The organism is Pseudomonas sp. R32, from assembly GCF_009866705.1.
Lineage (GTDB): Bacteria > Pseudomonadota > Gammaproteobacteria > Pseudomonadales > Pseudomonadaceae > Aquipseudomonas > Aquipseudomonas donghuensis.
In genome coordinates, this window is record NZ_CP019396.1 from 5,320,920 (window position 1) to 5,343,770 (window position 22,851).

The following is a 22,851-nucleotide window of genomic DNA, read 5'->3' on the forward strand; positions in this document are numbered from 1 at the left end:
AGGTTCTACTCTCGGCACCAGCGGTGTGCACGATGATCGGCATCGCTGCGCTGCCAGCCGAACCAGGCAATCAGCATCACCAGCAGTTGCGCGCTCATGATCAGCGGCACACAGCCTGGCCAGCCCCAGCGTTCCCAGAACAGCGCCGGCAACAGCGCGCCGGCGCTGCCGCCCAGGTAGTAGAAGGTCAGGTAGCAACCCACGGCGCCGGCCTTGTTGTGATTGGCGGTGCTGGTGACAAAAGCATTGGCAGCCGCCTGGGCCAGGAACACCCCGGTGGAACTCAACGCCAGGCCCAACACGATCCACCACAGGCTGCCGAGCAGTGTCAGCAGCGACCCAAGCAGGCCCAGCATGCCGGCTGCCAGCACCAGATGCGCAGGCGGCCTGGCACCGGCCAGCTTGCCGGCAATCGGCGTGACCACCAGGGCCAGGAGAAATACCGCATAGACCGAACCTAGCGCCGCGACGCCGAGATTGAAGGGCGCGGCCAGCAGATGGAGGCCGACATAGGTGAAGGTGGCAATCTGCGAAAACAGCACGCAAAAACCGACCAGGTAGGCCGCCAGCAACGGCCTGTTGCGCAGCATGCTGATACGGTTGTGGGTGAGGTTGCTTTCGATCAGGCGCCCGCCACCGGGCAGCAGCCAGTGGATACTCAAGCCAATCAGCAAGGTCAGCATTGCCAGTAACACGAAGGCTTCGCGCCAACCCAGGTATTCGGTCACCAGCCCCGTGAGGAAGCGCCCGGCAAAACCGCCAAGGATGGTCCCGGCGACATACAGGCTGGTGACTTCAGTAACCATCGCGCCCTGCCAGCGCTCGCCGATGTAGGCCACGCTGGTGGCAAAGATCACCGGGATCAGCATGCCCTGAACGAAACGCCAGAGCAGCAGGCTGTTCAAGTCACTGGCCCCTGCCAGCATCAAGCCCGGTACGCTGAGCAACAGGGCTGCTGCCACCAGCACGGCCTTCTGGCTCCAACGCTGGGTCAGCACGCCGACAAAGGGCGCGACCAAGGCCACGGCCAGGGTGGTGGCGGTGATGCTCCAGCTGACGTGCCGGGCATCCACGGCGAAGCTCTGCGCCAGTTCGGCGAGAATGCCCTGGGTGGCGTAGAGCGGCAGAAACGCGGCGCATCCGCAGAGGAACATGGCGAAGCGGATGGCGGACAGGCGCGATGGCATGGGAAAACTCGTTACAGTGACGAGCAATGTTTATAAGGTGCGATCATTGGCCGTGACCAATACCGAATTCGGACCGATTGATACCTCAAGGTGCAACATGCTCGATGTGCGAAAACTGCGCTATTTCATTGCCGTCGCCGACGACCTGCATTTCGGCCGCGCCGCGCAGCGCCTGCACCTGGCCCAGCCAGCACTGACCCGACAGATCTCGGCGCTGGAAAGCCAGCTGGGGTTTCGCTTGTTCGAACGCAGCAGCCGCGCCGTCAGTTTGACCGTCGAGGGTCAGCAATTCGTACCTTATGCCCGCGGCGTACTGGAGCAACTGACACGCAGCGAGCGTTTTGCCGCCAAGCTGGCCGCCGGCACTGCCGGGCAACTGAGCCTGGGCTACGCCAGTTCGGTGGCCTTGAGCGATCGTTTCACCCAGGCCATTCAGCAGTTTTCCCGCGCTTACCCCGAAGTCCGCCTGACGCTTGTCGAGGAAGCCTCTACGGCGCAATGGCAACACATCGTCGAAGGCTCCCTGGAGATTGGTCTGAGCCGTCTGTTACCACCGCCGCAGCTCAACGAACTGCAGGTCCAGCCGCTGGATCAGGAGCCACTGCTGGTGGCGCTGGCTGAGGACGATCCGCTGGCAGCCCTGGAAACCATCAGCCTCGTTGAGCTGCAAGCCCATCCTGTGGTGCTGTACAGCGACGAACAGGGCACCGGCCTCAACGATGCCATCGAGCGCTTGTTCCAGCATTGCGAGCTGCCCTTGCTGCGCGGGCCGAGGGGACGCCAGATCACGTCGATCATTGCCTTGGTGGCCGCCGGCCAAGGCATTGCGTTGGTTCCCGCCTGCGCCCGCGCCTTGAACCAGCGCGGCGTGTGCTACCGGCCCCTGAAGGAAGCTGCGGCCACCATCGGTTTACTCGCCGTCAGCCATCGCCATCGACGCTCACGGGCCGCCGACGCTTTTCTGCAAATACTCGCTCAGGCAACCGAAACCAGCGCATGAGCGCGGCCGCCTGACAAGCACGGCGGAGATAAAAGTGTTTTACCGAAACCACTGGTTTTCTAAGCCAATGCTTTGCCTATCCTAGGAAGGATCTCTCATATCAGCGGAAGATCCATGAAAGTTTCGCTTCCCAGCCGCTACGCCTGCCTGATCGGCTGCCTGGTTTTCACCTTTGCCAACCTGCCCTTTCTCGCTGCCCATTCCTGGCTCTGGCCGTTCACCCTGATCAGCGCACTGCTCAGCCTGGTCGGTCTCAATGACCTGCGCCAGAGCCAGCACGCCGTGCGGCGCAACTATCCGATCCTGGGTAACATCCGCTACCTGATCGAAACCATCCGCCCGGAGATTCGCCAGTACCTGCTCGAAGGCGACGATGACAAGCTGCCGTTCTCCCGGGCCCAGCGCTCGCTGGTGTACGCGCGGGCCAAGAACGAAAGCGCCGAGAAAGCCTTCGGTACCCTCAACGATGTCTACCGGCCGGGCTTCGAGTTCATCAGCCATTCCATGTTGCCGGTCGAAACGCCCGACCCCGCCTCGTTTCGCATCAGCATCGGCGGCCCGCAGTGCCGCCAGCCCTACTCTGCGTCGATCTTCAACATCTCGGCGATGAGCTTCGGGGCGCTCAGCGCCAACGCCATTGGCGCCCTGAACAAGGGGGCCAAGCTCGGCCGCTTTGCCCATGACACCGGTGAGGGCAGCATCAGCCCCTACCATCGCGAGCATGGTGGCGACCTGATCTGGGAAATCGGCAGCGGTTATTTTGGCTGCCGCACAGCAGAAGGTCGTTTTGATCCTCAGCGCTTCGCCGAACAGGCCCGCGACCCGCAGGTGAAGATGATCGAGGTCAAGCTCAGCCAGGGCGCCAAGCCCGGGCACGGCGGGATACTGCCCGGGCACAAGGTCAGTGCCGAAATCGCCGCCACCCGTGGCGTACTGATGGGGGAAGACTGTATTTCGCCTGCGGCGCACAGCGCCTTTCGCAGCCCGGTACAGTTGCTGGAGTTCATGGCGCAACTGCGCCAACTGTCCGGCGGCAAGCCGGTGGGTTTCAAGTTCTGCCTGGGCCACCCATGGGAGTTCATGGGCATCGCCAAGGCCATGCTGGTCACCGGCATCGTTCCGGACTTCATCGTCGTCGATGGCAAGGAAGGCGGTACCGGCGCCGCGCCGCGGGAGTTCAGCGACAACATCGGTGTGCCGATGCGCGAAGGCCTGATGTTCGTGCATAACACCCTGGTGGGCCTGAACCTGCGCGACAAGATTCGCATCGGCGCTGGCGGCAAGATTATCAGCGCTTTCGACATTGCCAGCGTGCTGGCCATTGGCGCCGACTGGGTCAACTCGGCCCGTGGCTTCATGTTCGCCATCGGCTGCATCCAGTCGCAAAGCTGCCACACCAACAAATGCCCGACCGGCGTGGCCACCCAGGATCCGCTACGCCAGCGTGCTCTGGTAGTACCGGAAAAAGCCGACAGGGTTTACAGCTTTCACCGCAACACCCTGCATGCCCTGGGCGAAATGCTCGCCGCTGCGGGCCTGGAGCACCCGTCCGAACTCAAGCCCAAGCACCTGGTGCGGCGCATCAGTGCCAGCGAGATCCGTCTGTTTTCCCAGTTGCACGTGTTCCTCAAGCCTGGCGAATTGCTCAGCGGCGCGATCGACAGCGAGTTCTATGCACGGATGTGGCGCATGGCCCGCAGCGACAGCTTCGAGCCGGAGAGCGGCGAAGCAGTGGCGATCAAGCCCATCCCGCGCCGAAAACAAACAACCCCGGCCTAGGCCGGGGTTGCTGGAGACACCAGACAGCTATCAGAGAATGCTGATCGGGTACTCGACGAATACGCGGACTTCGTTACCGTCGTCGTTGTAGCCGTTCTGACGAACGCTGTCAGAAGTACGCAGGAACGAGCTACGCAGTTTGACGGACAGGTCCTTGGCAGGGCCTTCCTGAACCACGTACTTGAACTGGTTGAAGATTTCGCGCTCTTTACCTTCGCCGAAGCCGTGGGTGTTGATGTTGTCACCACGCACGTAGGCCACTTTGTAGGTCAGGCCCGGTACGCCGAAGGCGCCGAAGTCCAGGCCGTAGCCCAGCTGCCAGGAACGCTCGTCTTCAGCGTTGAAGTCGGACCAGTAGGAGTTGGCCAGGTAGATGGTCGAACCACCGTCACCCACGCCACCGGCGTTCTGGTAGAAGCCGTACTGATAACCGGTGTCGCCAGTGCTGCGCTGGTGCGCAATGGTGATCGAGTGCGGGCCGAAGGCGTAGGTGGCCGCCAGGCTCCAGATGGTGTTGGAGTCACCGGTCAGGTCGGCGGCAGCGACGTACTTCTTGTCGATGTCCGACTTGTAGCCGTTGAAGTCCAGGGTCAGCGACTGGTCGTCGGCGATAGGGTGAACGTAGTTCACGCCCAGGTAGTGCTTCTTCAGTACATCTTCAACATCGGAGGTGTACAGGGAGGCCGACAGGTTTTCGGTGAACTTGTAGCTGCCGCCGAATACGTTGATCGACTTCAGGCCACCGCTGTCACGGCCTTCAGCACTCTTGCGGGCTTCCTGGGTGAAACGACCGGCGTTCAGCTCCAGGCCCTTGATCTCCTTGGAGGTGATCAGGGTACCGGTGTAGCTTTCTGGCAGCAGGCGACCGTCGTCGTACTGCAGCACTGGCAGTTCCGGCATCTGGTCACCGTACTTCAGTACAGTGTTGGAGATGCGGAATTTAACTGCTGCGCCACCACGGGCCAGATTGTGCGGGGAGTTCTGCTGGTTGGTTGGCGAGTCGCCGTCCGCCGGCTTGAAGAAGTCGATACCGCCACCGCCGTTGCGGCCTTTACCACCGTCCAGACGCACAGCGTACAGACCGAAAGCGTCGACACCGACACCAACGGTGCCCTGGGTGTAGCCGGAGGAGAACTTGCCGATGAAGGCCTGGCCCCACTCGCTTTGGTCTTTGGTATGGTGCTTCTTGTCACGGTTGATGAAGGCGTTGCGCAGCAGAACGCTGGCTTTGCTGTCTTCTACGAAGCCCTTGGCTTCGGCCTGGTCATTGGCCATAGCCTGAGTCGCTGCCATAAGCCCCAGCGCGATCAGACTGATCCTGGTTTTCAACATTTTATTTTCCTTATTACTTAGTCAAAGACGCTCTGCGACCAAACGCCAAAAACCACGCCCCCTGCGTGGGTTGACGCTCACGGGTCTAAAAATGAAAAGCCCGCCTGCGAGTGATCGCAGCGGGCCTTTTATTCTGGACTCTTGGCCGATGGGCCTACAGGCGTTGACCGAATCCTATCCGTGTGCGGATCGGCGTGTCAAAATTTCGTGAAAAGTAAGTGTTTCTGCTTACAAGTCGCAGCCATTCGGAGCGCAAAACGCTGGGTTAGAGGCATTTGCGTCCGCGCTCAGGTAGAACTCCCGGTCCAGCCATTGCACGAAGGCATCGGGCTTGCCGAGGAAGGGACCGATATCGATCACCTGCAGCCGCCCTTCCCGTTCCAGCACCAGGGTTGGAAAACCCTGCCCGCCGAAGCTGGCCATGAACGCGCGGCTGGTACCCATGTGGCTTTCTGAATCCACTTCCAGCAAAGCGCTGGCAAAGGCGTGTGCAGGCAGCCCCATCTCGGCGGCGATGGCCTTGAGCACCGCATCATCGGCAATCCGTCGGCCTTCTATGTAGTGCGCACGCTGCAACCGCGCCAGCAGTTCAAGGCCACGGCCCGCCAATTGCTCCGCGGCAAGGATGGCGGCAATTGGCGGCTGCGAATCGAATACGGCGTCGTTGTCGCGCAGCAGTCCTTCGAAGTAATCCCGGCCAAAAGGCTGCCCGGTGTACTCGGCGATGCGCCGGTCATGGGGCATGACGAAGGCGCGCAACTGCGCCGAAACCTTTTGCCGATTGGCACCGGCCATCATCCCGCCGCCATGCAGCACGACCGGCATCAGGCCACTGGCAGCATTGATCAGCGGTTCGGCACCATAGCACCAGCCACACAACGGATCGAAAACATAGTGAAGGGTGGTTTGCACGGGCATGAGCGCCTCCGAGAAAAAGTGATGCCGTCAGGTTAGGCCGGATGGAGGTTGCGAAAAACGCTGCACTGGTTACAGATTTGTTGCGAAAAACAGCACAAATAGCTGACCAGCCCCAAGGCCAATCAATAGAAATATTTTGAAACAAACGCCTCGTCGGTATGTTTAGAAACAGTTAACGTTAGTAAATGGCAAGCATTATCATTCGCGTGATTTTTCACTTCCCGTAAATGCCCGGATGTCCGCCATGTTTGCCCCCTGCCGCCTTTCTCCCCTGACCCTGGGCCTATCGCTGTTTTTCAGCTCAGGCCTGGTCGCCGCTGCCACCACCACGCTGCCCGAGGTCTCGGTCACCGCCGAGTCCGACCGCGAACGCGATGACCCGCGGGTACGCGAAGTCAGCACTGCCACCCGAACCTCGACGCCTGCCCGCTATGTGCCTCAGGCCATCGACGCGGTGAAGACCAGCAACGTGTTGGACTACGGCAACAATGACCTGGGCAAGGCACTCAGTGGCATCCCCAACGTCAGCAGCGGCGCCGATACCCGCTTTGACAGCGTGCGCATCCGCGGCTTCGACGCCAGCAACGACTTTTACCTCGACGGGATCCGCGACGACAGCCAGTACGTGCGCGACCTGCACAACATCGAGCGGATTGAAGTGCTCAAGGGCCCGGCCGCCGTACTCTATGGCCGCGGCAGCCAGGGCGGGATCGTCAACCGCGTGAGCAAGATGCCGGAAGCCGGCCGGCGTTCCAGCATCGAGGCCCAGGGCGGTAGCGAAGACCTGCGCAGCCTGTATGCCGACCTCAGCGCCGATCCGACCGATAACATCAGCCTGCGCCTGAACATGGGCAACCAGGACAACAACAGTTTCCGCGACGGCATCGATGGCAGCCGTCAACTGTTCGCGCCATCGATGAGCTGGCAGCTGACCCCGGAGCTGAACTGGCTGGTGCAATATGAGTACAGCCGCTACAACCGTACCCCGGATCGCGGCATCCCCAGCGTCAACGGCCGCCCGGCCGACGTCGGCCGCGACACCACCTACGGCGATACCCAGCGTGACTTCATCGACGACAAGGCCCAGTCCCTGCGCTCGCGCCTGAACTACCAGCTCAGCGACAACTGGCAGGTGCGCCACACCCTGGGCCTGTTCAAGCTCAACAGCGATTTCGACAACACCTACCTGACCGGCTACAACGCCGCCACCAACCAGGTCACCCGCCAGCGCTGGCAGCAGGACCTGAACACCCGCAACCTGTTCAACAACCTTGAACTTGAAGGCAACTTCGACACCTTCGGCCTGCAGCACACCCTGCTCACCGGCCTTGAGTTCGGTAACCAGCGTCGCGACCCGATCCTCTACACCGCAGCGACCTCGGGCGCGGGCTTTCGCCTGGTTCCGGGCCTGGACCTGAACAACCCCAACCGTGACCTGCAACACAACGGTCGCATGGTGGTCTCCAGCAACAACCACACCGTAGTCGACAGCCGCGGTTTGTACCTCCAGGACCAACTGCGCCTGAACGATCAATGGCAAGTGCTGGCGGGGGTACGTTTCGACCAGTTCGAGGTGGAAACCACCAACAAGGTCCGCGGCATCTCCGAGAAGCAGGACAGCAACAGCACCAGCCCGCGCCTGGGCGTGGTCTATTCGCCCTGGCAGGAACATTCCTTCTATGCCTCCTGGAGCAAGACCTTCTCGCCAGTGGGTGGAGGCCTGATCGGGATCACCCCGGGCGCGGCCGGCAACACCAACGAAACCAGCCCGGAACAAACCCGGCAGAAGGAAATCGGGGTCAAGAGCGACTGGCTCGACGAGCGCTTGAGCACCACCCTGGCGGTCTATGAGCTTGAACTCTACAACCGCCGTACCAGCGACCCGAACAACCCTGGCATCACCCTGCTCTCGGGCCTGCAGCGTTCCCGCGGCGTCGAGCTGACCGCCACCGGTAACATCGTTGGCAACTGGTACGTGCGCGGCGGTATCGGTATTCAGGATGCAACCATCGTCAAGGACAACAACGGCCAGGAAGGCAACCGCGTGAGCAACGTCGCCAGGCGCAATGGCAGCCTGTTCGTGACCTGGAAGCCGGAGATGGGCTGGTACGGCGAGACCGGCCTGACCCTGGTCGGCGAGCGTTATGCCGACAACCAGAACACCGCCGTGCTACCGGGCTATGGCCGCTGGGATGCCCTGGTGGGTGTGCGTACCAAGGACTGGGACCTGCGTGCGGCGCTCAACAACATTACCGACAAGACCTATTACAGCTCGGCCACCAGCGCCGCGCAGATCCAGTTTGGTGACCCGCGCAGCCTGATCGTTACCGGTACCTATAGTTTCTAACAGCACAGCAACAAAAAAGGGCGGCATTGTTCAGACAATGCCGCCCTTTTCATTGCTGCTGCCGAACCACCTAGCGGCTGCCATCACCCAGCAGCGCTTCCAGCTCTGCTTCAGTAAGCAGGCCTGCCGGATAACGCGCCAGCAACGAGCGACGCTGATCGGCCTTCCTGACCCGGTTTGCTCCATTGTGTTTCAACCACTGCGCCACGCGCTGGAGGGACTCGTGATTCACCGCTGATGGGGGCGAAGCCGGCTCACTTGCTGCATTCATTTCGACACGTACTCCCTGGGGCCGTGAGCGGCTAACCTACTCAAACTTTGTGACAGAACTGAGGAGCCCTATCTGTTTGAAATACAATGCAAAACAAATACAAGAGGTGTGCCAAAAAGCTATGCCGATCGTCGTCCGCGGATAAAAAAAAAACCCGTCAATCGACGGGCTCTTTGCTTGCTGCACTTCAGCCTTTGGCGGGAGCCGGTTGCTGCTGGGTCAGGCAATGAATGTTGCCGCCCCCCAGAAGCATCTCGCGTCCAGGGATCATGACCACTTCGTGATCGGGGAATACCCGCGCCAGAATCGCTCTAGCCTCAGCATCTGCCGGGTCGTCGAAGCTTGGGGCGATGATGCCACCGTTGACGATCAGGAAGTTGACGTACGAGCCGGCCAGGCGCACCGACGGGTTGCGCTCCTGGCTGCCGGCCACCGGATCGACCCCGGCGCACTCTTCTTCGCTGGCGAACAGCGGCCCCGGAATCGGCATCTTGTGCACGGTAAAGGCGCGACCTTTGGCGTCACGGCTGTTCTCCAACACCTCGAGCGCGCCATGGCAGCGTGCGTAGTTGGGGTCTTGCGGATCATCGGTCCAGGCCAGTAACACTTCACCTGGGCGAACGTAACAACAGAAGTTGTCGACGTGGCCGTCGGTCTCGTCGTTGTACAAGCCATCGGGCAGCCAGATGATGGTGTCCACTGCCAGGTGATCACGCAGGATCGCTTCGATCTGCTCGCGGTTCAGGTGCGGGTTACGGTTGTGGTTGAGCAGGCATTCCTCGGTGGTGATCAGCGTGCCTTCACCGTCAACGTGAATCGAGCCACCTTCGAGTACGAAACCTTCGGTGTGGTAGCGCTGGCAGCGCTCCATCTCCAGCACCTTGCTGGCCAGTTGCTCGTCACGGTTCCATGGCGAGTACAGGCCGCCCTCGAAGCCGCCCCAGGCATTGAAGCCCCAGTCGACGCCACGCACTTCGCCGCTGTCATTGATGACGAAAGTCGGCCCGGTATCACGCACCCAGGCATCGTCGTTGCTGATTTCCACCACGCGGATGTTCGCCAGGTCGAGCCGGGCGCGAGCGTTGTCGTACTGGGCGGCGGAGACGGCGACGGTCACCGGCTCGAAACGGGCGATGGCCTTGGCCAGCGTCACATGGGCAGCCTGCACCGGCTTGCCGCCCAGGCGCCAGTTGTCCGGGCGCTCGGGCCAGACCATCCAGACCTGGGTTTGTGGCGCCCACTCGGCGGGCATGTGGAAGCCGTCGGCGCGCGGGGTACTGGTGAGAGTTTTCATAGATGATCCTTGCTGAACTATCAGGATTGCAGCGCGCCGTCGAGGGTCTTCACCGGGCCGTACAGCGTTGGACGACGGTCTCGGAAAGTGCCCCAGGCACTGCGGGTGTGCTCAAGTTTGTCGAGGTCGAAAGTATGCACCAGCACACCCTCCTCGGTCTCGTTCAGCGCCTGGACCTTCTCGCCGAACTGGTCGGCAATGAAAGAGGAGCCGTAGAAGGTGATGTCGTAGCCGTCCTGCTCTTCGCGGCCGATGCGGTTGCTGGCGATCAGCGGCATCAGGTTGGCGCCGGCATGACCTTGCTGTACACGCTGCCAGTGGTCGCGCGAGGAGATGGTGTTGTCGTGCGGTTCGCTACCGATAGCCGTCGGGTAGAACAGCAGCTCGGCACCGAGCAGGGCCATGCTGCGTGCGCACTCGGGGAACCACTGGTCCCAGCAGATGCCTACGCCGATTTTCGCGTAACGGGTCTGCCAGACCTTGAAGCCGGTGTCGCCCGGGTTGAAGTAGTACTTTTCGTGGTAGCCGGGGCCGTCCGGAATGTGGGTTTTACGGTACACGCCCAGGTTGCTGCCATCGGCATCGATGATCGCGATGCTGTTGAATCGCGCACGCCCGGCCAGCTCGTAGAAGCTGATCGGCAGCACCACCTGCAGCTCTTTGGCGAGCTTCTGGAAATGGCCGATGGCGGCATTGGCCTCAACCGGCGTGGCCAACTGCAGGTAGTCCGGGTTGGGCTTCTGGCAGAAGTACGGGGTTTCGAACAGCTCCTGGATCAGGATGATCTGCGCGCCCTTGGCGGCCGCTTCACGGACCAGCCGCTCGGCGCTTTCCAGGTTGCCCTGGCGGTCCCAGGAGCAGGCCATCTGGGTGGCGGCAACAGTGACGGTGCGGCTCATTTACTCCTCCTCGACAGGTGGCTGGACCGACTAGGCCAGGCCATCACGGTGATGATGGAGGCTTTTATATCCGATAAATATCGACTTTAAAAGAGGAATCTTAAAAAACAAAGCCAATAAAAAGCCGGTTAATCCGATAACAATCGAACTAACCGGCTTTAGCTTAGGCGTTACAGGTCTTCTGACAACACCCGGTCGATGCTGTCGACGAAGTAGTCCACGCTTGCCCGGGTGGTGCACATCGGCGGCTTGATCTTGAGGATGTTCAGGTAATCGCCTGTGGGCTGCATGAAGATGCCCAGGTCGCGCAGGCGGTTGCACAGGAGGGTGGTCTCGGCACTGGCAGGCTCCAGGGTCTGGCGATCACGCACCAGCTCCAGCCCCAGGTAAAAGCCGGAGCCGTGCACGGCACCCGCCAGCGGATGTTTATCGACTAACTGCTGCAGCCGTGACTTGAAGTAGCCGCCGACTTCCCGGGCGTTGTCCCACAACCCCTCTTCTTCCATGACATCGAGCACGGCCATGCCAATGCGGCAACTGACCGGGCTGCCACCGGCGGAGGAGAAGAAATAGCCTTCGGCCTCCAGCGCTTCAGCAATCTCCCGGCGGGTGATCACCGCACCCAATGGCTGACCGTTACCCATACCCTTGGCCATGGTGATGATGTCCGGCACAACCCCCTGTTCTTCGAAACCCCAGAACCAGGTACCCAGCCGGCCATAGCCGACCTGCACTTCATCGGCAATGCACACGCCGCCCGCTGCCCGTACCTTGGCATAGACTTGTTGCAGGTAACCCGGCGGCAGCGAGATGCCGCCGGCATTGCCGTACACCGGCTCACAGATGAAGCCGGCCAGCTGCCGTTGCTCGGCAGCCAGTGCGTCGAGCTTGGCATCGACATCATGCAAATAATCGGCGGTGCTTGCGGCGCCACGGAAGGCACCTCGATAGGTGTTGGGGGCAATCACCGGATGAACCCATTCCGGCCGGGTGCTCAAGGCCTGGGGATTGTCAGCGATGGAAGTGGAAATCGCATCGGTAGCCACCGACCAGCCGTGATAGGCCTCAAGCACACTCAACAAGTCGCGCCCACCGCTGTAGGCCCAGGCCAGGCGAATCGCCAGGTCGTTGGCCTCGGTACCGCTGTTGACCAGAAACACCCGGTCCATGCCGCTCGGCGCCAGGGCCAGCAAGCGTTCGGAAAATTCGGCGATGGCCGCATAGTGAAAGCGCGAGTTGGTATTGAGCAGCGACCATTGCCGCGCCGACTCGGCAACCATGCGCGGATGCCCGTGACCAAGAACTGCAACGTTGTTGAGCATGTCCAGGTAAGCCCGCCCCTGCATGTCGAACAGGTAGTTGCGCCAGCCGCGCTCGATATGCGGCGGCTGCTGGTAGTAGTGCTTCTGCGAGCGGGCGAAACTGGCATCGCGCCGGGCCAGCAAAGCCTGGGCATCGACCAGCGGTTCGGCGTTGCAGGCAACACCGAGGATGGCCTGTGGCGAGGGGCACACTGCTTGCCAGGCCCGAGCCCGCGAAGGCACGACAAAGGCCGGCGGGTACAGCCCGGCAACCCGGCACAGCTGAACCTTCAACAGTGCGGCACTGGCGCCCAGTGACTGCCCCTGGGCTATCACCTGCCCCGCGGCTGGCGCCTGGCTCAGCCCATGCAGCCACAAGTTGCATTCATTGCCCGCAAGGCAACCGCTGTCTTCGCCGTACTGGTGCCAGGTACCGGCCCAGGGCGCCTTGAGCGCCGTGGCTACAGGCAGGTGCACCTCGACATTCAGGGCGAAGGTTGCCGGCTCCGCGGGGTTATCGATGTGGGTCTGCGACAACCGGTACTGCCCGTACAAGGTGCAGGCCGCGCCTGAATCGCCAGCCTGCTGGGCCAACAAGCGCTGATCGATGCCCGGCTGCTCCCAGTTCCCTGCCTGGTAATGCTCACTGAGCACGCCAAGATCCACCCCTACCACCTGTGCTGCGACCGAGGATGGCAACAGCGGCGTGAAATCTTCCAGCACCCGCGCGGGCAATTCATGCCCGGTCACTTGCAGGATCGCCGCCTCCATCAGCTCGAAGGGCACGCTGGTGGCGACATCGAAGATCTCCCACTCATGGGCCAGGTTGTCGCGGCTGTAACTGTTACCAGGGTCGACACTCAGCTGTTGTTCACCGCTCAGCACCAACACCGCGGCCCGGGCTACCACTAGCGGCCACAAGGCCTGGAGTTCGGCTGTGGTCAGCGGGTTGAGCGCATGGTAGGCCTCGATCGCCGGCAGTATCCGCAAGGGGTCACCCTCGGCATGGTGCAGCAATGCCGCGCAAGTCACCGAGAGATCAGCGATGCGCCAGGTGTGCATCAGGTCGCCAAAATCAATCACCCCTTGCAGCTGCCACTGCCGCTGCTCATCCCGCGCCCAGACGGCGTTGTCATCGGTAATGTCCAGGTGCACCGCCTGCAGCGGCAATTGGTCGACCAACGGTTGCAGACGCACCCTGGCCTGCTGTGCGGCAGCGCTTATCCGCGCTTGATACGGGCTTTCAGCCAGCACCGGCAACAGATGCTCGATCAATGCCTGGGCGTGGCGTGGGTCCCATTGCAGGGTACGTTCGAGCCCTGGGTGGGTGAAATCGGCCAGGGCTCGGTCGACTCGCGCGCAAAGACGGCCAAGCTCCGCCACCAAGCGTGGCTCCATGTGCTTGATTCGGGTCAGCGAATTACCGTCTATATAGTCGAGCACGCGCACGCGCAAAGCTTGACCACCCACCTCTACCGCCAGCAGTTGCTCGCCCGTTCGCGATGCCAGCACGGCGGGCACCGGTAGCCCTTGATCGCGCAGGTAACCCAGGGCGCTGTGCTGGGCCTGCAGTTCGGCCATGGCGTAATCACCATGGCAGATTTTCAGCACATAGCGCCCCTGGGGGGCGTCCAGGCGAAAATTCAGGTCCTGCTGACTGCCCAGCGCTTGTAATGCGCCGCTGAGGCCGAAATGCTCCTGCAACAGGCAAGCGGCCTGCTGTTCACTGACTTCAGGGCATGGCTGACTGGAGCGATGGATCAGGGTACTGAGCGACATGGGCTGGGGACCTCATTTTTTTGTTGCCTATATCGCCACTGCTTGTGCCAGTTGGCAAGAATAACGGCTAAAATCGCAGCAGAATTGCTCTGCTGCCTCGAGCATCTCAAGGGAAAGGCACAGCTCGGCGCTTTTTGCTTGCGCCTGTCTCCCCCTGGCCACAAGCTATGTCCTTTAATTTTCAATGTCAGTTACGGAAGAAAGGCAGTCCGACATGCGAATTCTCATCACCGGCGGGGCCGGCTTCATCGGTTCGGCGCTGGTGCGTCACCTGATCAACAATACCGAGCACGAAGTACTCAACCTGGACAAGCTGACCTATGCCGGTAACCTGGAGTCGCTGACCAGCATCGCGACCAATACCCGCTACGAATTCGTCCAGGCCGATATTGCAGATCAGGCAACCGTCAGTGGCGTGCTTGAACGCTTCAAACCCCACGCGATCATGCACCTGGCCGCAGAGTCGCATGTAGATCGTTCGATCGACGGTCCTTCGGACTTTATCCACACCAATATCGTCGGCACCTACAGCCTGCTGGAGGCCACCCGCGCCTACTGGCTGACCCTGCCGAGCGATGAGCGCGCGGCATTCCGCTTCCATCACATTTCCACCGACGAAGTGTATGGCGACCTGCATGGCGTCGATGACCTGTTCACCGAAACCACGCCTTACGCGCCAAGTTCGCCGTACTCGGCAAGCAAGGCCGCGTCCGATCATCTGGTCCGGGCCTGGCAACGCACCTACGGTCTGCCGGTACTGGTGACCAACTGCTCGAACAACTACGGGCCGTTCCACTTCCCGGAAAAACTCATTCCGCTGGTGATTCTCAATGCTCTGGCTGGCAAACCGCTGCCTGTGTATGGCAACGGTCTGCAGGTGCGTGACTGGCTGTTCGTCGAGGACCACGCCCGCGCCCTGCTCAAGGTAGTGACCGAAGGCAAGGTGGGCGAGACCTACAACATTGGCGGGCATAACGAACAGAAGAACATCGACGTGGTCCGCGGCATTTGCGCACTGCTCGAAGAGCTGGCACCGCAACGTCCGGCGGGCATTGCCAACTATGCCGACCTGATCACCTACGTTCAGGATCGCCCTGGCCATGATCAGCGTTATGCAATCGACGCCAGCAAAATCGAACGTGAACTGGGCTGGGTCCCTGAAGAGACCTTCGAGACCGGCCTGCGCAAGACCGTACAGTGGTACCTGGACAACCTGGAGTGGTGCCAGCGGGTCCAGGACGGCAGTTATCAAGGCCAGCGCCTGGGCGCCAGCGAATTCAAGGATCTGATTGCATGACCAAAGGTATTGTCCTGGCGGGCGGCTCCGGCACCCGTCTGCATCCTATTACCCTGGGTGTTTCCAAACAGCTATTGCCGATCTACGACAAACCGATGATCTATTACCCGATCTCGGTATTGATGCTTGCCGGTATACGCGAAATCCTGCTGATCTCCACCCCGCAGGACCTGCCGCAGTACAAGCAGCTGCTGGGTGACGGCAGCCAGTTCGGTATCGAGCTCAGCTATGCCGAGCAGCCTTCTCCGGACGGCCTGGCCCAGGCGTTCCTGATTGGCGAAGAGTTCATCGGCGACGATTCGGTCTGCCTGATCCTTGGCGACAATATTTTCCATGGCCAGGGTTTCAGCGAACAACTGCTGCGTGCCATCAAACAGCCCTCCGGCGCTACCGTATTCGGTTATTGGGTCAAGGATCCTGAGCGCTTCGGTGTTGTCGACTTCGACCAGGATGGCCGTGCGTTGTCCATCGAAGAGAAGCCGGCCAAGCCAAAGTCTCACTACGCGGTTACCGGCCTGTACTTCTACGATCGCGATGTGGTGAAAATCGCCAAGGACGTCAAGCCTTCGCCACGTGGCGAACTTGAGATCACCGACGTCAACAATGCCTATCTGCAACGCGGTGACCTGCGTGTCGAACGTTTCGGACGTGGCTTCGCCTGGCTCGATACCGGGACTCATGACAGCCTCCTGGAAGCCTCGCAGTACGTGCAGACCATCGAACACCGTCAGGGCCTGAAGGTTGCCTGCCTTGAGGAAATCGCGTTTCAGCAGGGCTGGATCGACCGCACACAATTGCTGGAGCGTGCCAAGGCATTTGGCAAAACCGGCTACGGACAGTACCTCTACGGCTTGGCTGAAGAACACCAATGAACGTAATCACTACTGATCTGCCCGGCGTACTGATCATCGAACCCAGGGTGTTCGGCGACAGTCGCGGATTTTTCTATGAAAGCTTCAACGCCGACGTATTCAAGGAAAAAACTGGCATCACCAGCACATTTGTCCAGGACAACCACTCACGCTCACAAAAAGGTGTCTTGCGCGGGCTTCACTACCAACTGGAAAACACCCAAGGCAAGCTGGTTCGTGTGACCCAGGGGGAAGTACTGGATGTAGCTGTGGATATCCGCCGCAGTTCCCCTCATTTCGGCAATTGGGTCGCGGTCAGGTTGTCCGCCGACAACCACCGCCAACTCTGGGTGCCCGAAGGCTTCGCCCATGGTTTTGTCGTGCTTAGTGATAACGCCGAGTTCCTGTACAAGACCACCGACTATTACAACCCGGCGGCCGAACGCTGCATTCGCTGGGACGATCCGGATCTGGCCATCGACTGGCAACTGGACGAAGCACCGCAATTGTCTGCCAAGGACCAGGCCGGAAAATGGTTGACGGAGGCGGACCTGTTCCCATGAGCGCACGCTTGAGTATCCTCATCAGCGGCCAACACGGCCAGGTATCCCGGGAACTGCAACAGCGCCTGGGCGACCTGGCGCAGTTGCATGTGCTGGGTCGTGACCAGCTCGACCTGGCCAACCCCGAAGGCATTCGTGAACGCGTACAGACGCTCAAACCCGACCTGATCATCAACGCCGCGGCCCATACCGCAGTCGACAAGGCCGAGAGCGAACCGGAACTGGCCTTCGCAATCAATGCCCGGGCACCGGGTATCTTTGCCGAAGAAGCCGCGAAGCTCGGTATCCCGCTGATCCACTACTCCACCGACTATGTGTTCGATGGTAGCAAGGACAGCCCCTACACCGAAGATGACGAGCCCAACCCGCTCGGCGTCTACGGGCGCAGCAAACTCGCCGGCGAGCAGGCGATTGCCGCAGTCGGCGGCCAGCACCTGATCCTGCGCACCAGCTGGGTGTATTCACGGCACGGGAGCAACTTTCTGCTGACCATGCAGCGCCTGCTGCAGGAAAAGCCAGAGTTGCGCATCGTCGCCGACCAGATCGGCGCGCCGACCTGGGCCGGCACCATCGCCATCAGCACCCGTGCCCTGATCGAGCGCTGGCAGGCTGGCCAGGCCGGTGCCTGGGGCACCTATCACCTGACCGCCCAAGGCGAGACATCCTGGTTCGGTTTCGCCCAGGCCATCGGCGAGCAACTCAAGGCCCAGGGCCTGCCTTGTGCCGCGCTGCTACCGATTCCTTCCAGCGATTACCCGACCCCGGCTCGCCGCCCGCTGAACTCGCGCCTCGATTGCAGTCGCCTGCAACGCGAGTGGCAGGTCAGCCAACCGCACTGGCAGCAGGCACTGATCGACTGCCTGAAGTAGCGCATAATGCGCCAGATCATTCTGGCGCAGTTGCGATGACCATGACCCCACCCGTTCCCCGCCGCCCTCGCTGGCGCAGCCTGGCCATACTCGCAGTGTGCCTGGCCCCATTGCTATGGCCGTTGCAGCATCTTGCCGAGCGCTATTACCAAGACGAACTGGCCGGGCAGAACCGCCAGACCCTCGATCTCTACGTGGCCAACCTGCTCGGTACCCTGCACCGCTACGAGACCCTGCCGCAGATCCTCGGTGACCTGCCGGCATTGCGCGCAGTGCTGGCCGACCCGCTGCGCCTGGAAACCCTGACCAACGCCAACCGTCTGCTCAAGGACATCGCCACCCAGACCGGCGCCGAAGTCATGTACCTGATGGACGCCAACGGCAATACCCTGGCCGCCTCCAACTGGGACAAACACGACAGTTTCGTCGGTCGCAATTTCGCCTTTCGCCCATATTTCAGCGAAGCCATCGCCGGGCGTCTGGGACGCTTCTTCGGCCAGGGCACCACCTCGGCCAAGCGCGGCTACTTTTTCGCCGCCGCCGTGCGCGACCGCGACCGGGTGATCGGCGCGCTGGTGGTCAAGGTTGACCTTGACCATACCGAAACCCTCTGGGGCAAGACCCCGGAACAGCTGCTGCTGACCGACCACAACGGCGTGGTGATCCTCACGTCGCGTCCCGACTGGCGTTTCCGTGCCACCCGGCCCCTGACCGATGCCGAACGCGCAGCCATTGTCGCCATCCAGCCCTACCCGACCCAGTCGCCCAAGCCGCTGACCCTCGACCCCAAGGCCTGGCTGACCCAGACCCAGGCCATCGAGGAAACCGGCTGGCAGGTCAGCATCCTCGCTCCGCGCACCCTGATCGACCGCTCGGTACGCACCGTGGTTGCCATTGGCGGTGCCACCTTGCTGGTGCTGATGCTGCTGCTCGGGCTGATCATGCAGCGCCGCCGGCATTACATGGACCGCATCGACTTCGAGGCCCATGGCCGCCAGGAACTGGAAAAACGGGTGATCGAACGTACCGCCGACCTCGAAGGCCTCAACAGCCGCCTGAAGGAGGAAGTACTGGAACGCGAACAGGCCCAGCAGGAGCTGGTACGCGCTCAGGACGAACTGGTGCAGGCCGGCAAGCTATCGGTGCTGGGCACCATGTCGGCGAGCATCAGCCACGAACTCAACCAGCCGCTGGCGGCGATCCGCAGCTATGCCGAAAACGCCGAGATCCTGCTCGACCACCAGCGCACCGACGATGCCCGCAGCAACCTCAAGCTGATCAGCGAGCTGACCGGGCGTATGGCCTCGATCATCGCCCACCTGCGCGCCTTCGCCCGCCGCGACCGCCATGCCCCAGAGAGCGTAGCCCTGCAGCCTGCCTTGGACGATGCCCTGGCGCTGCTGGCCAAGCGCCGCCGAGCCATGGCCGTGGAGCTGGTGCGCGACCTGCCCGAGGCCACCCTGTGGGTGCAGGCCGGCGAAACCCGCCTGCGCCAGGTGCTCGGCAACCTGCTGGCCAATGCCCTCGACGCCCTGACCGAAAAGGCCAACCCGCGCAAGCTGTGGCTCAGTGCCGAACAGCGCGATGGCAACGTCTACCTGTACATTCGCGACAACGGGCCGGGCTTTACCAGCCAGGCCCTGGCCCGCGCCCGCGAGCCGTTTTTCACCACCAAGACGCGCACCCAGGGCCTTGGCCTTGGCCTGGCGATCTGCGATACCTTGATGCGTGCACTGGGCGGCGAGCTGCTGCTGGGCAACCACCCTGAAGGCGGTGCCCTGCTCACCCTGCAGCTACGCATCGCCAAGCCCGGCGCTACACTACCTACTTCGGAGGACCCATCGGCATGACGACCGAGCCGCTCATCGACAGCCGCACGCAGGTGATTCTGGTCGACGACGACCCGCACCTGCGCCAGGCCCTGAGCCAGACCCTCGACCTTGCCGGGCTGAAGATCCTGCCGCTGACCGACGCCCAGGGCCTGGCCGGGCGAATCGAGCGCGACTGGCCGGGCGTGGTGGTCAGCGATATCCGCATGCCCGGTATCGACGGCCTGGAGCTGCTGCAGCAGCTTCACACCCAGGACCCGGAACTGCCGGTGCTGCTGATCACCGGCCATGGCGACGTGCCGCTGGCCGTGCAGGCCATGCGCGCCGGGGCCTATGATTTTCTGGAAAAACCCTTCGCCAGCGATGCGCTGCTCGACAGTGTGCGTCGTGCCCTGGCCCTGCGCCGCCTGGTGTTGGACAACCGCAGCCTGCGCCTGGCCCTGAGCGATCGCCAGGAGCTGAGCACGCGCCTGGTCGGCCACTCGGCACCGATGCTGCGCCTGCGCGAGCAAATCGGTGCCTTGGCCGGCACCCGCGCCGACGTACTGATCCTTGGCGAGACGGGCGCCGGCAAAGAAGTTGTCGCTCGCGCCCTGCACGATTTGTCGAGCCGACGTGATGGCCCGTTCGTGGCAATCAATGCCGGCGCCCTGGCCGAATCGGTAGTCGAAAGCGAGCTGTTCGGCCACGAGCCGGGGGCGTTCACCGGAGCGCAGAAGCGCCGTATCGGCAAGTTCGAATTCGCCAATGGCGGTACGCTGTTCCTCGATGAAATCGAAAGCATGAGCCTGGATGTACAGGTCAAACTGCTGCGCCTGTTGCAGGAGCGGGTCGTCGAACGCCTGGGCGGCAACCAGCTGATCCCGCTGGATATCCGCATCATCGCGGCGACCAAGGAAGACCTGCGCCAGGCCGCCGACCAGGGGCGCTTTCGTGCCGACCTGTACTACCGCCTGAACGTTGCACCGCTGCGCATTCCGCCACTGCGCGAGCGTGGCGAAGACATTCTGGTGCTGTTCCAGCACTTTGCCGAAGCCGCCGGCGAGCGCCATGGCCTGCCGGTGCCCCCGCTGCAACCGACGCACCGGGCGCTGCTGCTGCGCCATGAATGGCCGGGTAATGTGCGCGAGCTGCAAAACGCCGCCGAGCGCTTCGCCCTGGGCCTTGAACTGGCGCTGGACGGTGACGTGCCGCCAGCCGCCGACGATCCCGCGCCAAGCACTGGCAGCGCTAACCTCAGCGAACAAGTCGAGCAGTTCGAACGCTCGCTGATCGCCGCCGAACTGGCACGCTCGCACAGCTCCCTGCGCAGCCTGGCCGAAGCCCTCGGTATCCCGCGCAAGACGCTGCACGACAAGCTGCGCAAACACGGCCTGAGCTTCGCCGACAGTCACCAAAACAGCGATGACCTGGAGGACAACCGTCCATGAGCGCGGACAGCCATTACCTTGAATCGGTGCTGCACAGTGACATCCCGCTGACCCGCCAGATGGGCCTGCAGGTCCTCGACTGGCAGCAGCATTGCCTGCGCCTGCAGCTGCCGCTGGAGGCCAACGTCAATCACAAGAGCACCATGTTCGGCGGCAGCCTGTACTGCGCCGCGGTGCTGGTCGGCTGGGGCTGGTTGCACCTGAGGTTGCGTGAAGCGGGGATCGATGACGGCCATATCGTCATCCACGAAGGCCAGATCAGCTATCCGCTGCCGGTCACTGGCGCGGCCATCGCCACCTGCGCAGCGCCGGACGAGAAAGTCTGGGCGCGCTTCATCGCCACCTATCAGCGCCGTGGCCGGGCGCGCCTGAACCTGCACACCCAGGTCAGCAATGCCGGCAGCAGCGAGGCTGCCGTGCAGTTCAGCGGTCAGTACGTGCTACACCGCTAGGGCTTGCTGCAACAGCTTGTCGCGCCACGGCGCGGCAGCTGGCAAGGCCAGGAAGAACGGGTTGAGCAAGGAATCGCGCGGCGGGTAGACGAAGGCCTGGCCATCGAGGCCGAGCACTTCACCGCCGGCGCCTTCCAACACCCCTTGCGCCGCAGCGGTATCCCACTGCGAAGTGGGGGCCAGACGCGGGTAGCAATCGGCCGCACCTTCGGCCAACAGGCAGAATTTCAGCGAGCTGCCGATATTGGCCAGCTCCAGCTCCCCCACGGCCAGGCTCAAGCCCGCCAGCAAGGCTTCCTGTTGCGGGCTCGAATGACGCCGGCTGGCGACCACGGTAAAGCGCTCACCCGCAGGCGGTGCCGTGCGCACGTTGATGACTTCAGGTACACCGGCGGCTGCTTCGAGCCAGGCGCCAAGGCCTTTGCCACCGTAATAACAGCGGCCATTGGTGGGAATTGCCACTACGCCAAACACCACCCGACCCTGTTCGATCAGGGCGATGTTGACAGTGAACTCTTCAGTGCCGGCGATGAATTCCTTGGTGCCATCCAGCGGATCGACCAGCCACCAGCGCTGCCAGCCTTGCCGTTCACTCAGGGGGATGTTGCAGTCTTCTTCAGACAGCACCGGGATTTCCGGGGCCAGCACGCGCAGGCCTTGGGCAATGACCTCATGGGCCGCCAGGTCGGCCGCAGTGACCGGCGACTCATCGGCCTTGGCCGTCACCGCCACGTCGGCGCGCCAGTACGGCAGGATCGCCTTGCCCGCCTGGCGGGCCAGTTCCACCACCTGCTGCATCAGGGCAATGTCGCTCATACCGGGAATACCCCACGCTGGCTCAGCAAATCACGCACCAGGTACAACGCCGCCAAGGCCCGGCCTTCGGAAAACTGCGGATGCTGGGCCAGGGCCGACAGCTCGCGCAGGTTGATCTTGTCGACGCGCATCGGCTCCGGCTCGTCGCCTTCCAGGCGCTCCTCGTAGAGGTCGGTGGCCAGCACTACCTGAATCTTCTGGCTCATGTAGCCAGGCGAAAGCGACAGCTCGGTCAGGTGCTCAAGCTGACGGGCGCCATACCCGGCTTCTTCCTTGAGCTCCCGGTCAGCCGCCGCCAGCACGTCTTCACCCGGCTCGATCAAGCCCTTGGGCAATGACAGTTCATACTCGTCAGTACCGCCGCAGTACTCTTCCACCAGCAGCGCATGCTCGGCATCGAGCATCGCCACGACCATCACCGCGCCATAACCGTTACCGCGCCCGACCAGGCGTTCGTAAGTGCGCTCAGCACCGTTGGCGAAGCGCAGCTGCACGGCTTCGACGCGGAACAGGCGGCTGCTGGCGACGATCTCGCGAGAGAGGACGGTGGGTTTCTGGCGCATGGGGCGGCTCCTTGGCGTGAACGGGTTACTATACCGTGGCTTGCCCGGCCGCTGCCTCCTGACTGTTCGAGAAT

The 22,851-nt window shown here is 62.3% G+C and carries 19 protein-coding genes; 10 read left to right on the forward strand and 9 right to left on the reverse strand.

The window, feature by feature from the left end; genetic code table 11:
• Positions 1 to 5 precede the first annotated feature (5 nt).
• Positions 6 to 1,187: an MFS transporter gene (locus PspR32_RS24585; RefSeq protein ID WP_159389290.1), complete on the reverse strand. Its 1,182-nt coding sequence runs from the start codon at positions 1,185 to 1,187 to the stop codon at positions 6 to 8.
• A 97-nt stretch (positions 1,188 to 1,284) separates the two neighbouring features.
• Here PspR32_RS24585 and PspR32_RS24590 point away from each other — a divergent pair, with 97 nt between their 5' ends.
• Positions 1,285 to 2,187, forward strand: a complete 903-nt coding sequence (locus PspR32_RS24590; protein ID WP_036994955.1) for a LysR family transcriptional regulator — start codon at positions 1,285 to 1,287, stop codon at positions 2,185 to 2,187.
• A gap of 114 nt (positions 2,188 to 2,301) precedes the next feature.
• Positions 2,302 to 3,966, forward strand: a complete 1,665-nt coding sequence (locus PspR32_RS24595) for an FMN-binding glutamate synthase family protein (RefSeq protein WP_159389291.1) — start codon at positions 2,302 to 2,304, stop codon at positions 3,964 to 3,966.
• 30 nt (positions 3,967 to 3,996) lie between these two features.
• Here PspR32_RS24595 and PspR32_RS24600 read toward each other — a convergent pair whose 3' ends face one another.
• Both PspR32_RS24600 and PspR32_RS24605 read right to left on the reverse strand, forming a co-directional pair.
• Positions 3,997 to 5,298 (reverse strand): OprD family porin, encoded by a 1,302-nt coding sequence (locus PspR32_RS24600; protein ID WP_010221262.1) that lies wholly within the window; start codon positions 5,296 to 5,298, stop codon positions 3,997 to 3,999.
• Between the two features lie 228 nt (positions 5,299 to 5,526).
• Positions 5,527 to 6,216, reverse strand: a complete 690-nt coding sequence (locus PspR32_RS24605) for a DsbA family protein (RefSeq protein WP_159389292.1) — start codon at positions 6,214 to 6,216, stop codon at positions 5,527 to 5,529.
• Positions 6,217 to 6,460: 244 nt separating this feature from the next.
• Between PspR32_RS24605 and PspR32_RS24610 the strand changes: the two genes are divergently transcribed.
• Positions 6,461 to 8,563 (forward strand): TonB-dependent receptor, encoded by a 2,103-nt coding sequence (locus PspR32_RS24610; protein WP_159389293.1) that lies wholly within the window; start codon positions 6,461 to 6,463, stop codon positions 8,561 to 8,563.
• Positions 8,564 to 8,633: 70 nt separating this feature from the next.
• Here PspR32_RS24610 and PspR32_RS26440 read toward each other — a convergent pair whose 3' ends face one another.
• From PspR32_RS26440 to PspR32_RS24625, 4 genes are all read right to left on the reverse strand, one after another.
• Complete coding sequence (locus PspR32_RS26440) at positions 8,634 to 8,834, reverse strand: hypothetical protein (protein ID WP_036995321.1); 201 nt, start codon at positions 8,832 to 8,834, stop codon at positions 8,634 to 8,636.
• A gap of 187 nt (positions 8,835 to 9,021) precedes the next feature.
• Positions 9,022 to 10,128, reverse strand: a complete 1,107-nt coding sequence (gene aguA / locus PspR32_RS24615) for an agmatine deiminase (RefSeq protein WP_159389294.1) — start codon at positions 10,126 to 10,128, stop codon at positions 9,022 to 9,024.
• Between the two features lie 20 nt (positions 10,129 to 10,148).
• A complete protein-coding gene (gene aguB / locus PspR32_RS24620; protein ID WP_010221258.1) occupies positions 10,149 to 11,027 on the reverse strand; it encodes an N-carbamoylputrescine amidase in 879 nt (292 codons plus the stop codon).
• Positions 11,028 to 11,197: 170 nt separating this feature from the next.
• Positions 11,198 to 14,107, reverse strand: a complete 2,910-nt coding sequence (locus PspR32_RS24625) for an aminotransferase (RefSeq protein WP_159389295.1) — start codon at positions 14,105 to 14,107, stop codon at positions 11,198 to 11,200.
• Between the two features lie 214 nt (positions 14,108 to 14,321).
• Here PspR32_RS24625 and rfbB point away from each other — a divergent pair, with 214 nt between their 5' ends.
• The 7 genes from rfbB to PspR32_RS24660 are packed head-to-tail and all read left to right on the forward strand — an operon-like array spanning position 14,322 to position 21,398.
• Positions 14,322 to 15,404 (forward strand): dTDP-glucose 4,6-dehydratase, encoded by a 1,083-nt coding sequence (gene rfbB / locus PspR32_RS24630; RefSeq protein ID WP_100781821.1) that lies wholly within the window; start codon positions 14,322 to 14,324, stop codon positions 15,402 to 15,404.
• The gene (gene rfbA, locus PspR32_RS24635) at positions 15,401 to 16,276 is read left to right on the forward strand and encodes a glucose-1-phosphate thymidylyltransferase RfbA (RefSeq protein ID WP_036994945.1); all 876 of its coding nucleotides are present in this window, start codon (positions 15,401 to 15,403) and stop codon (positions 16,274 to 16,276) included. Before rfbB ends, rfbA begins: the two co-directional genes overlap by 4 nt.
• Positions 16,273 to 16,818, forward strand: coding sequence for a dTDP-4-dehydrorhamnose 3,5-epimerase (gene rfbC, locus PspR32_RS24640; protein WP_036994943.1), 546 nt, complete (start codon positions 16,273 to 16,275; stop codon positions 16,816 to 16,818). The genes rfbA and rfbC overlap by 4 nt, the downstream gene beginning before the upstream one ends.
• Positions 16,815 to 17,687: a dTDP-4-dehydrorhamnose reductase gene (gene rfbD, locus PspR32_RS24645; protein ID WP_159389296.1), complete on the forward strand. Its 873-nt coding sequence runs from the start codon at positions 16,815 to 16,817 to the stop codon at positions 17,685 to 17,687. The genes rfbC and rfbD overlap by 4 nt, the downstream gene beginning before the upstream one ends.
• 35 nt (positions 17,688 to 17,722) lie before the next feature.
• The gene (locus PspR32_RS24650) at positions 17,723 to 19,537 is read left to right on the forward strand and encodes a sensor histidine kinase (protein WP_010221253.1); all 1,815 of its coding nucleotides are present in this window, start codon (positions 17,723 to 17,725) and stop codon (positions 19,535 to 19,537) included.
• The gene (locus PspR32_RS24655) at positions 19,534 to 20,946 is read left to right on the forward strand and encodes a sigma-54-dependent transcriptional regulator (protein ID WP_036994939.1); all 1,413 of its coding nucleotides are present in this window, start codon (positions 19,534 to 19,536) and stop codon (positions 20,944 to 20,946) included. The genes PspR32_RS24650 and PspR32_RS24655 overlap by 4 nt, the downstream gene beginning before the upstream one ends.
• Positions 20,943 to 21,398: a YiiD C-terminal domain-containing protein gene (locus PspR32_RS24660; protein ID WP_010221251.1), complete on the forward strand. Its 456-nt coding sequence runs from the start codon at positions 20,943 to 20,945 to the stop codon at positions 21,396 to 21,398. The genes PspR32_RS24655 and PspR32_RS24660 overlap by 4 nt, the downstream gene beginning before the upstream one ends.
• On the opposite strand, the gene cysQ is transcribed toward PspR32_RS24660, so the two are convergent.
• Together cysQ and nudE are read right to left on the reverse strand one after the other, a co-directional pair.
• Positions 21,387 to 22,214, reverse strand: a complete 828-nt coding sequence (cysQ, locus tag PspR32_RS24665; RefSeq protein WP_010221250.1) for a 3'(2'),5'-bisphosphate nucleotidase CysQ — start codon at positions 22,212 to 22,214, stop codon at positions 21,387 to 21,389. The two genes, PspR32_RS24660 and cysQ, sit on opposite strands and share 12 nt — an antisense overlap.
• On the reverse strand, positions 22,211 to 22,777 hold the full coding sequence (gene nudE / locus PspR32_RS24670) for an ADP compounds hydrolase NudE (RefSeq protein WP_010221249.1): 567 nt from the start codon (positions 22,775 to 22,777) through the stop codon (positions 22,211 to 22,213). Before nudE ends, cysQ begins: the two co-directional genes overlap by 4 nt.
• Positions 22,778 to 22,851 lie beyond the last annotated feature (74 nt).

Bases quoted from the DNA above. Each gene is read 5' to 3' on its own strand.
- aguA (WP_159389294.1), bottom strand. From the start codon at position 10,128: ATGAAAACTCTCACCAGTACCCCGCGCGCCGACGGCTTCCACATGCCC.
- rfbA (WP_036994945.1), top strand. From the start codon at position 15,401: ATGACCAAAGGTATTGTCCTGGCGGGCGGCTCCGGCACCCGTCTGCAT.
- PspR32_RS24590 (WP_036994955.1), top strand. From the start codon at position 1,285: ATGCTCGATGTGCGAAAACTGCGCTATTTCATTGCCGTCGCCGACGAC.
- PspR32_RS24585 (WP_159389290.1), bottom strand. From the start codon at position 1,187: ATGCCATCGCGCCTGTCCGCCATCCGCTTCGCCATGTTCCTCTGCGGA.
- rfbB (WP_100781821.1), top strand. From the start codon at position 14,322: ATGCGAATTCTCATCACCGGCGGGGCCGGCTTCATCGGTTCGGCGCTG.
- rfbC (WP_036994943.1), top strand. From the start codon at position 16,273: ATGAACGTAATCACTACTGATCTGCCCGGCGTACTGATCATCGAACCC.
- PspR32_RS24610 (WP_159389293.1), top strand. From the start codon at position 6,461: ATGTTTGCCCCCTGCCGCCTTTCTCCCCTGACCCTGGGCCTATCGCTG.
- PspR32_RS26440 (WP_036995321.1), bottom strand. From the start codon at position 8,834: ATGAATGCAGCAAGTGAGCCGGCTTCGCCCCCATCAGCGGTGAATCAC.
- rfbD (WP_159389296.1), top strand. From the start codon at position 16,815: ATGAGCGCACGCTTGAGTATCCTCATCAGCGGCCAACACGGCCAGGTA.
- PspR32_RS24595 (WP_159389291.1), top strand. From the start codon at position 2,302: ATGAAAGTTTCGCTTCCCAGCCGCTACGCCTGCCTGATCGGCTGCCTG.
- PspR32_RS24605 (WP_159389292.1), bottom strand. From the start codon at position 6,216: ATGCCCGTGCAAACCACCCTTCACTATGTTTTCGATCCGTTGTGTGGC.
- PspR32_RS24650 (WP_010221253.1), top strand. From the start codon at position 17,723: ATGACCATGACCCCACCCGTTCCCCGCCGCCCTCGCTGGCGCAGCCTG.
- PspR32_RS24600 (WP_010221262.1), bottom strand. From the start codon at position 5,298: ATGTTGAAAACCAGGATCAGTCTGATCGCGCTGGGGCTTATGGCAGCG.
- PspR32_RS24625 (WP_159389295.1), bottom strand. From the start codon at position 14,107: ATGTCGCTCAGTACCCTGATCCATCGCTCCAGTCAGCCATGCCCTGAA.
- aguB (WP_010221258.1), bottom strand. From the start codon at position 11,027: ATGAGCCGCACCGTCACTGTTGCCGCCACCCAGATGGCCTGCTCCTGG.
- cysQ (WP_010221250.1), bottom strand. From the start codon at position 22,214: ATGAGCGACATTGCCCTGATGCAGCAGGTGGTGGAACTGGCCCGCCAG.
- nudE (WP_010221249.1), bottom strand. From the start codon at position 22,777: ATGCGCCAGAAACCCACCGTCCTCTCTCGCGAGATCGTCGCCAGCAGC.
- PspR32_RS24660 (WP_010221251.1), top strand. From the start codon at position 20,943: ATGAGCGCGGACAGCCATTACCTTGAATCGGTGCTGCACAGTGACATC.
- PspR32_RS24655 (WP_036994939.1), top strand. From the start codon at position 19,534: ATGACGACCGAGCCGCTCATCGACAGCCGCACGCAGGTGATTCTGGTC.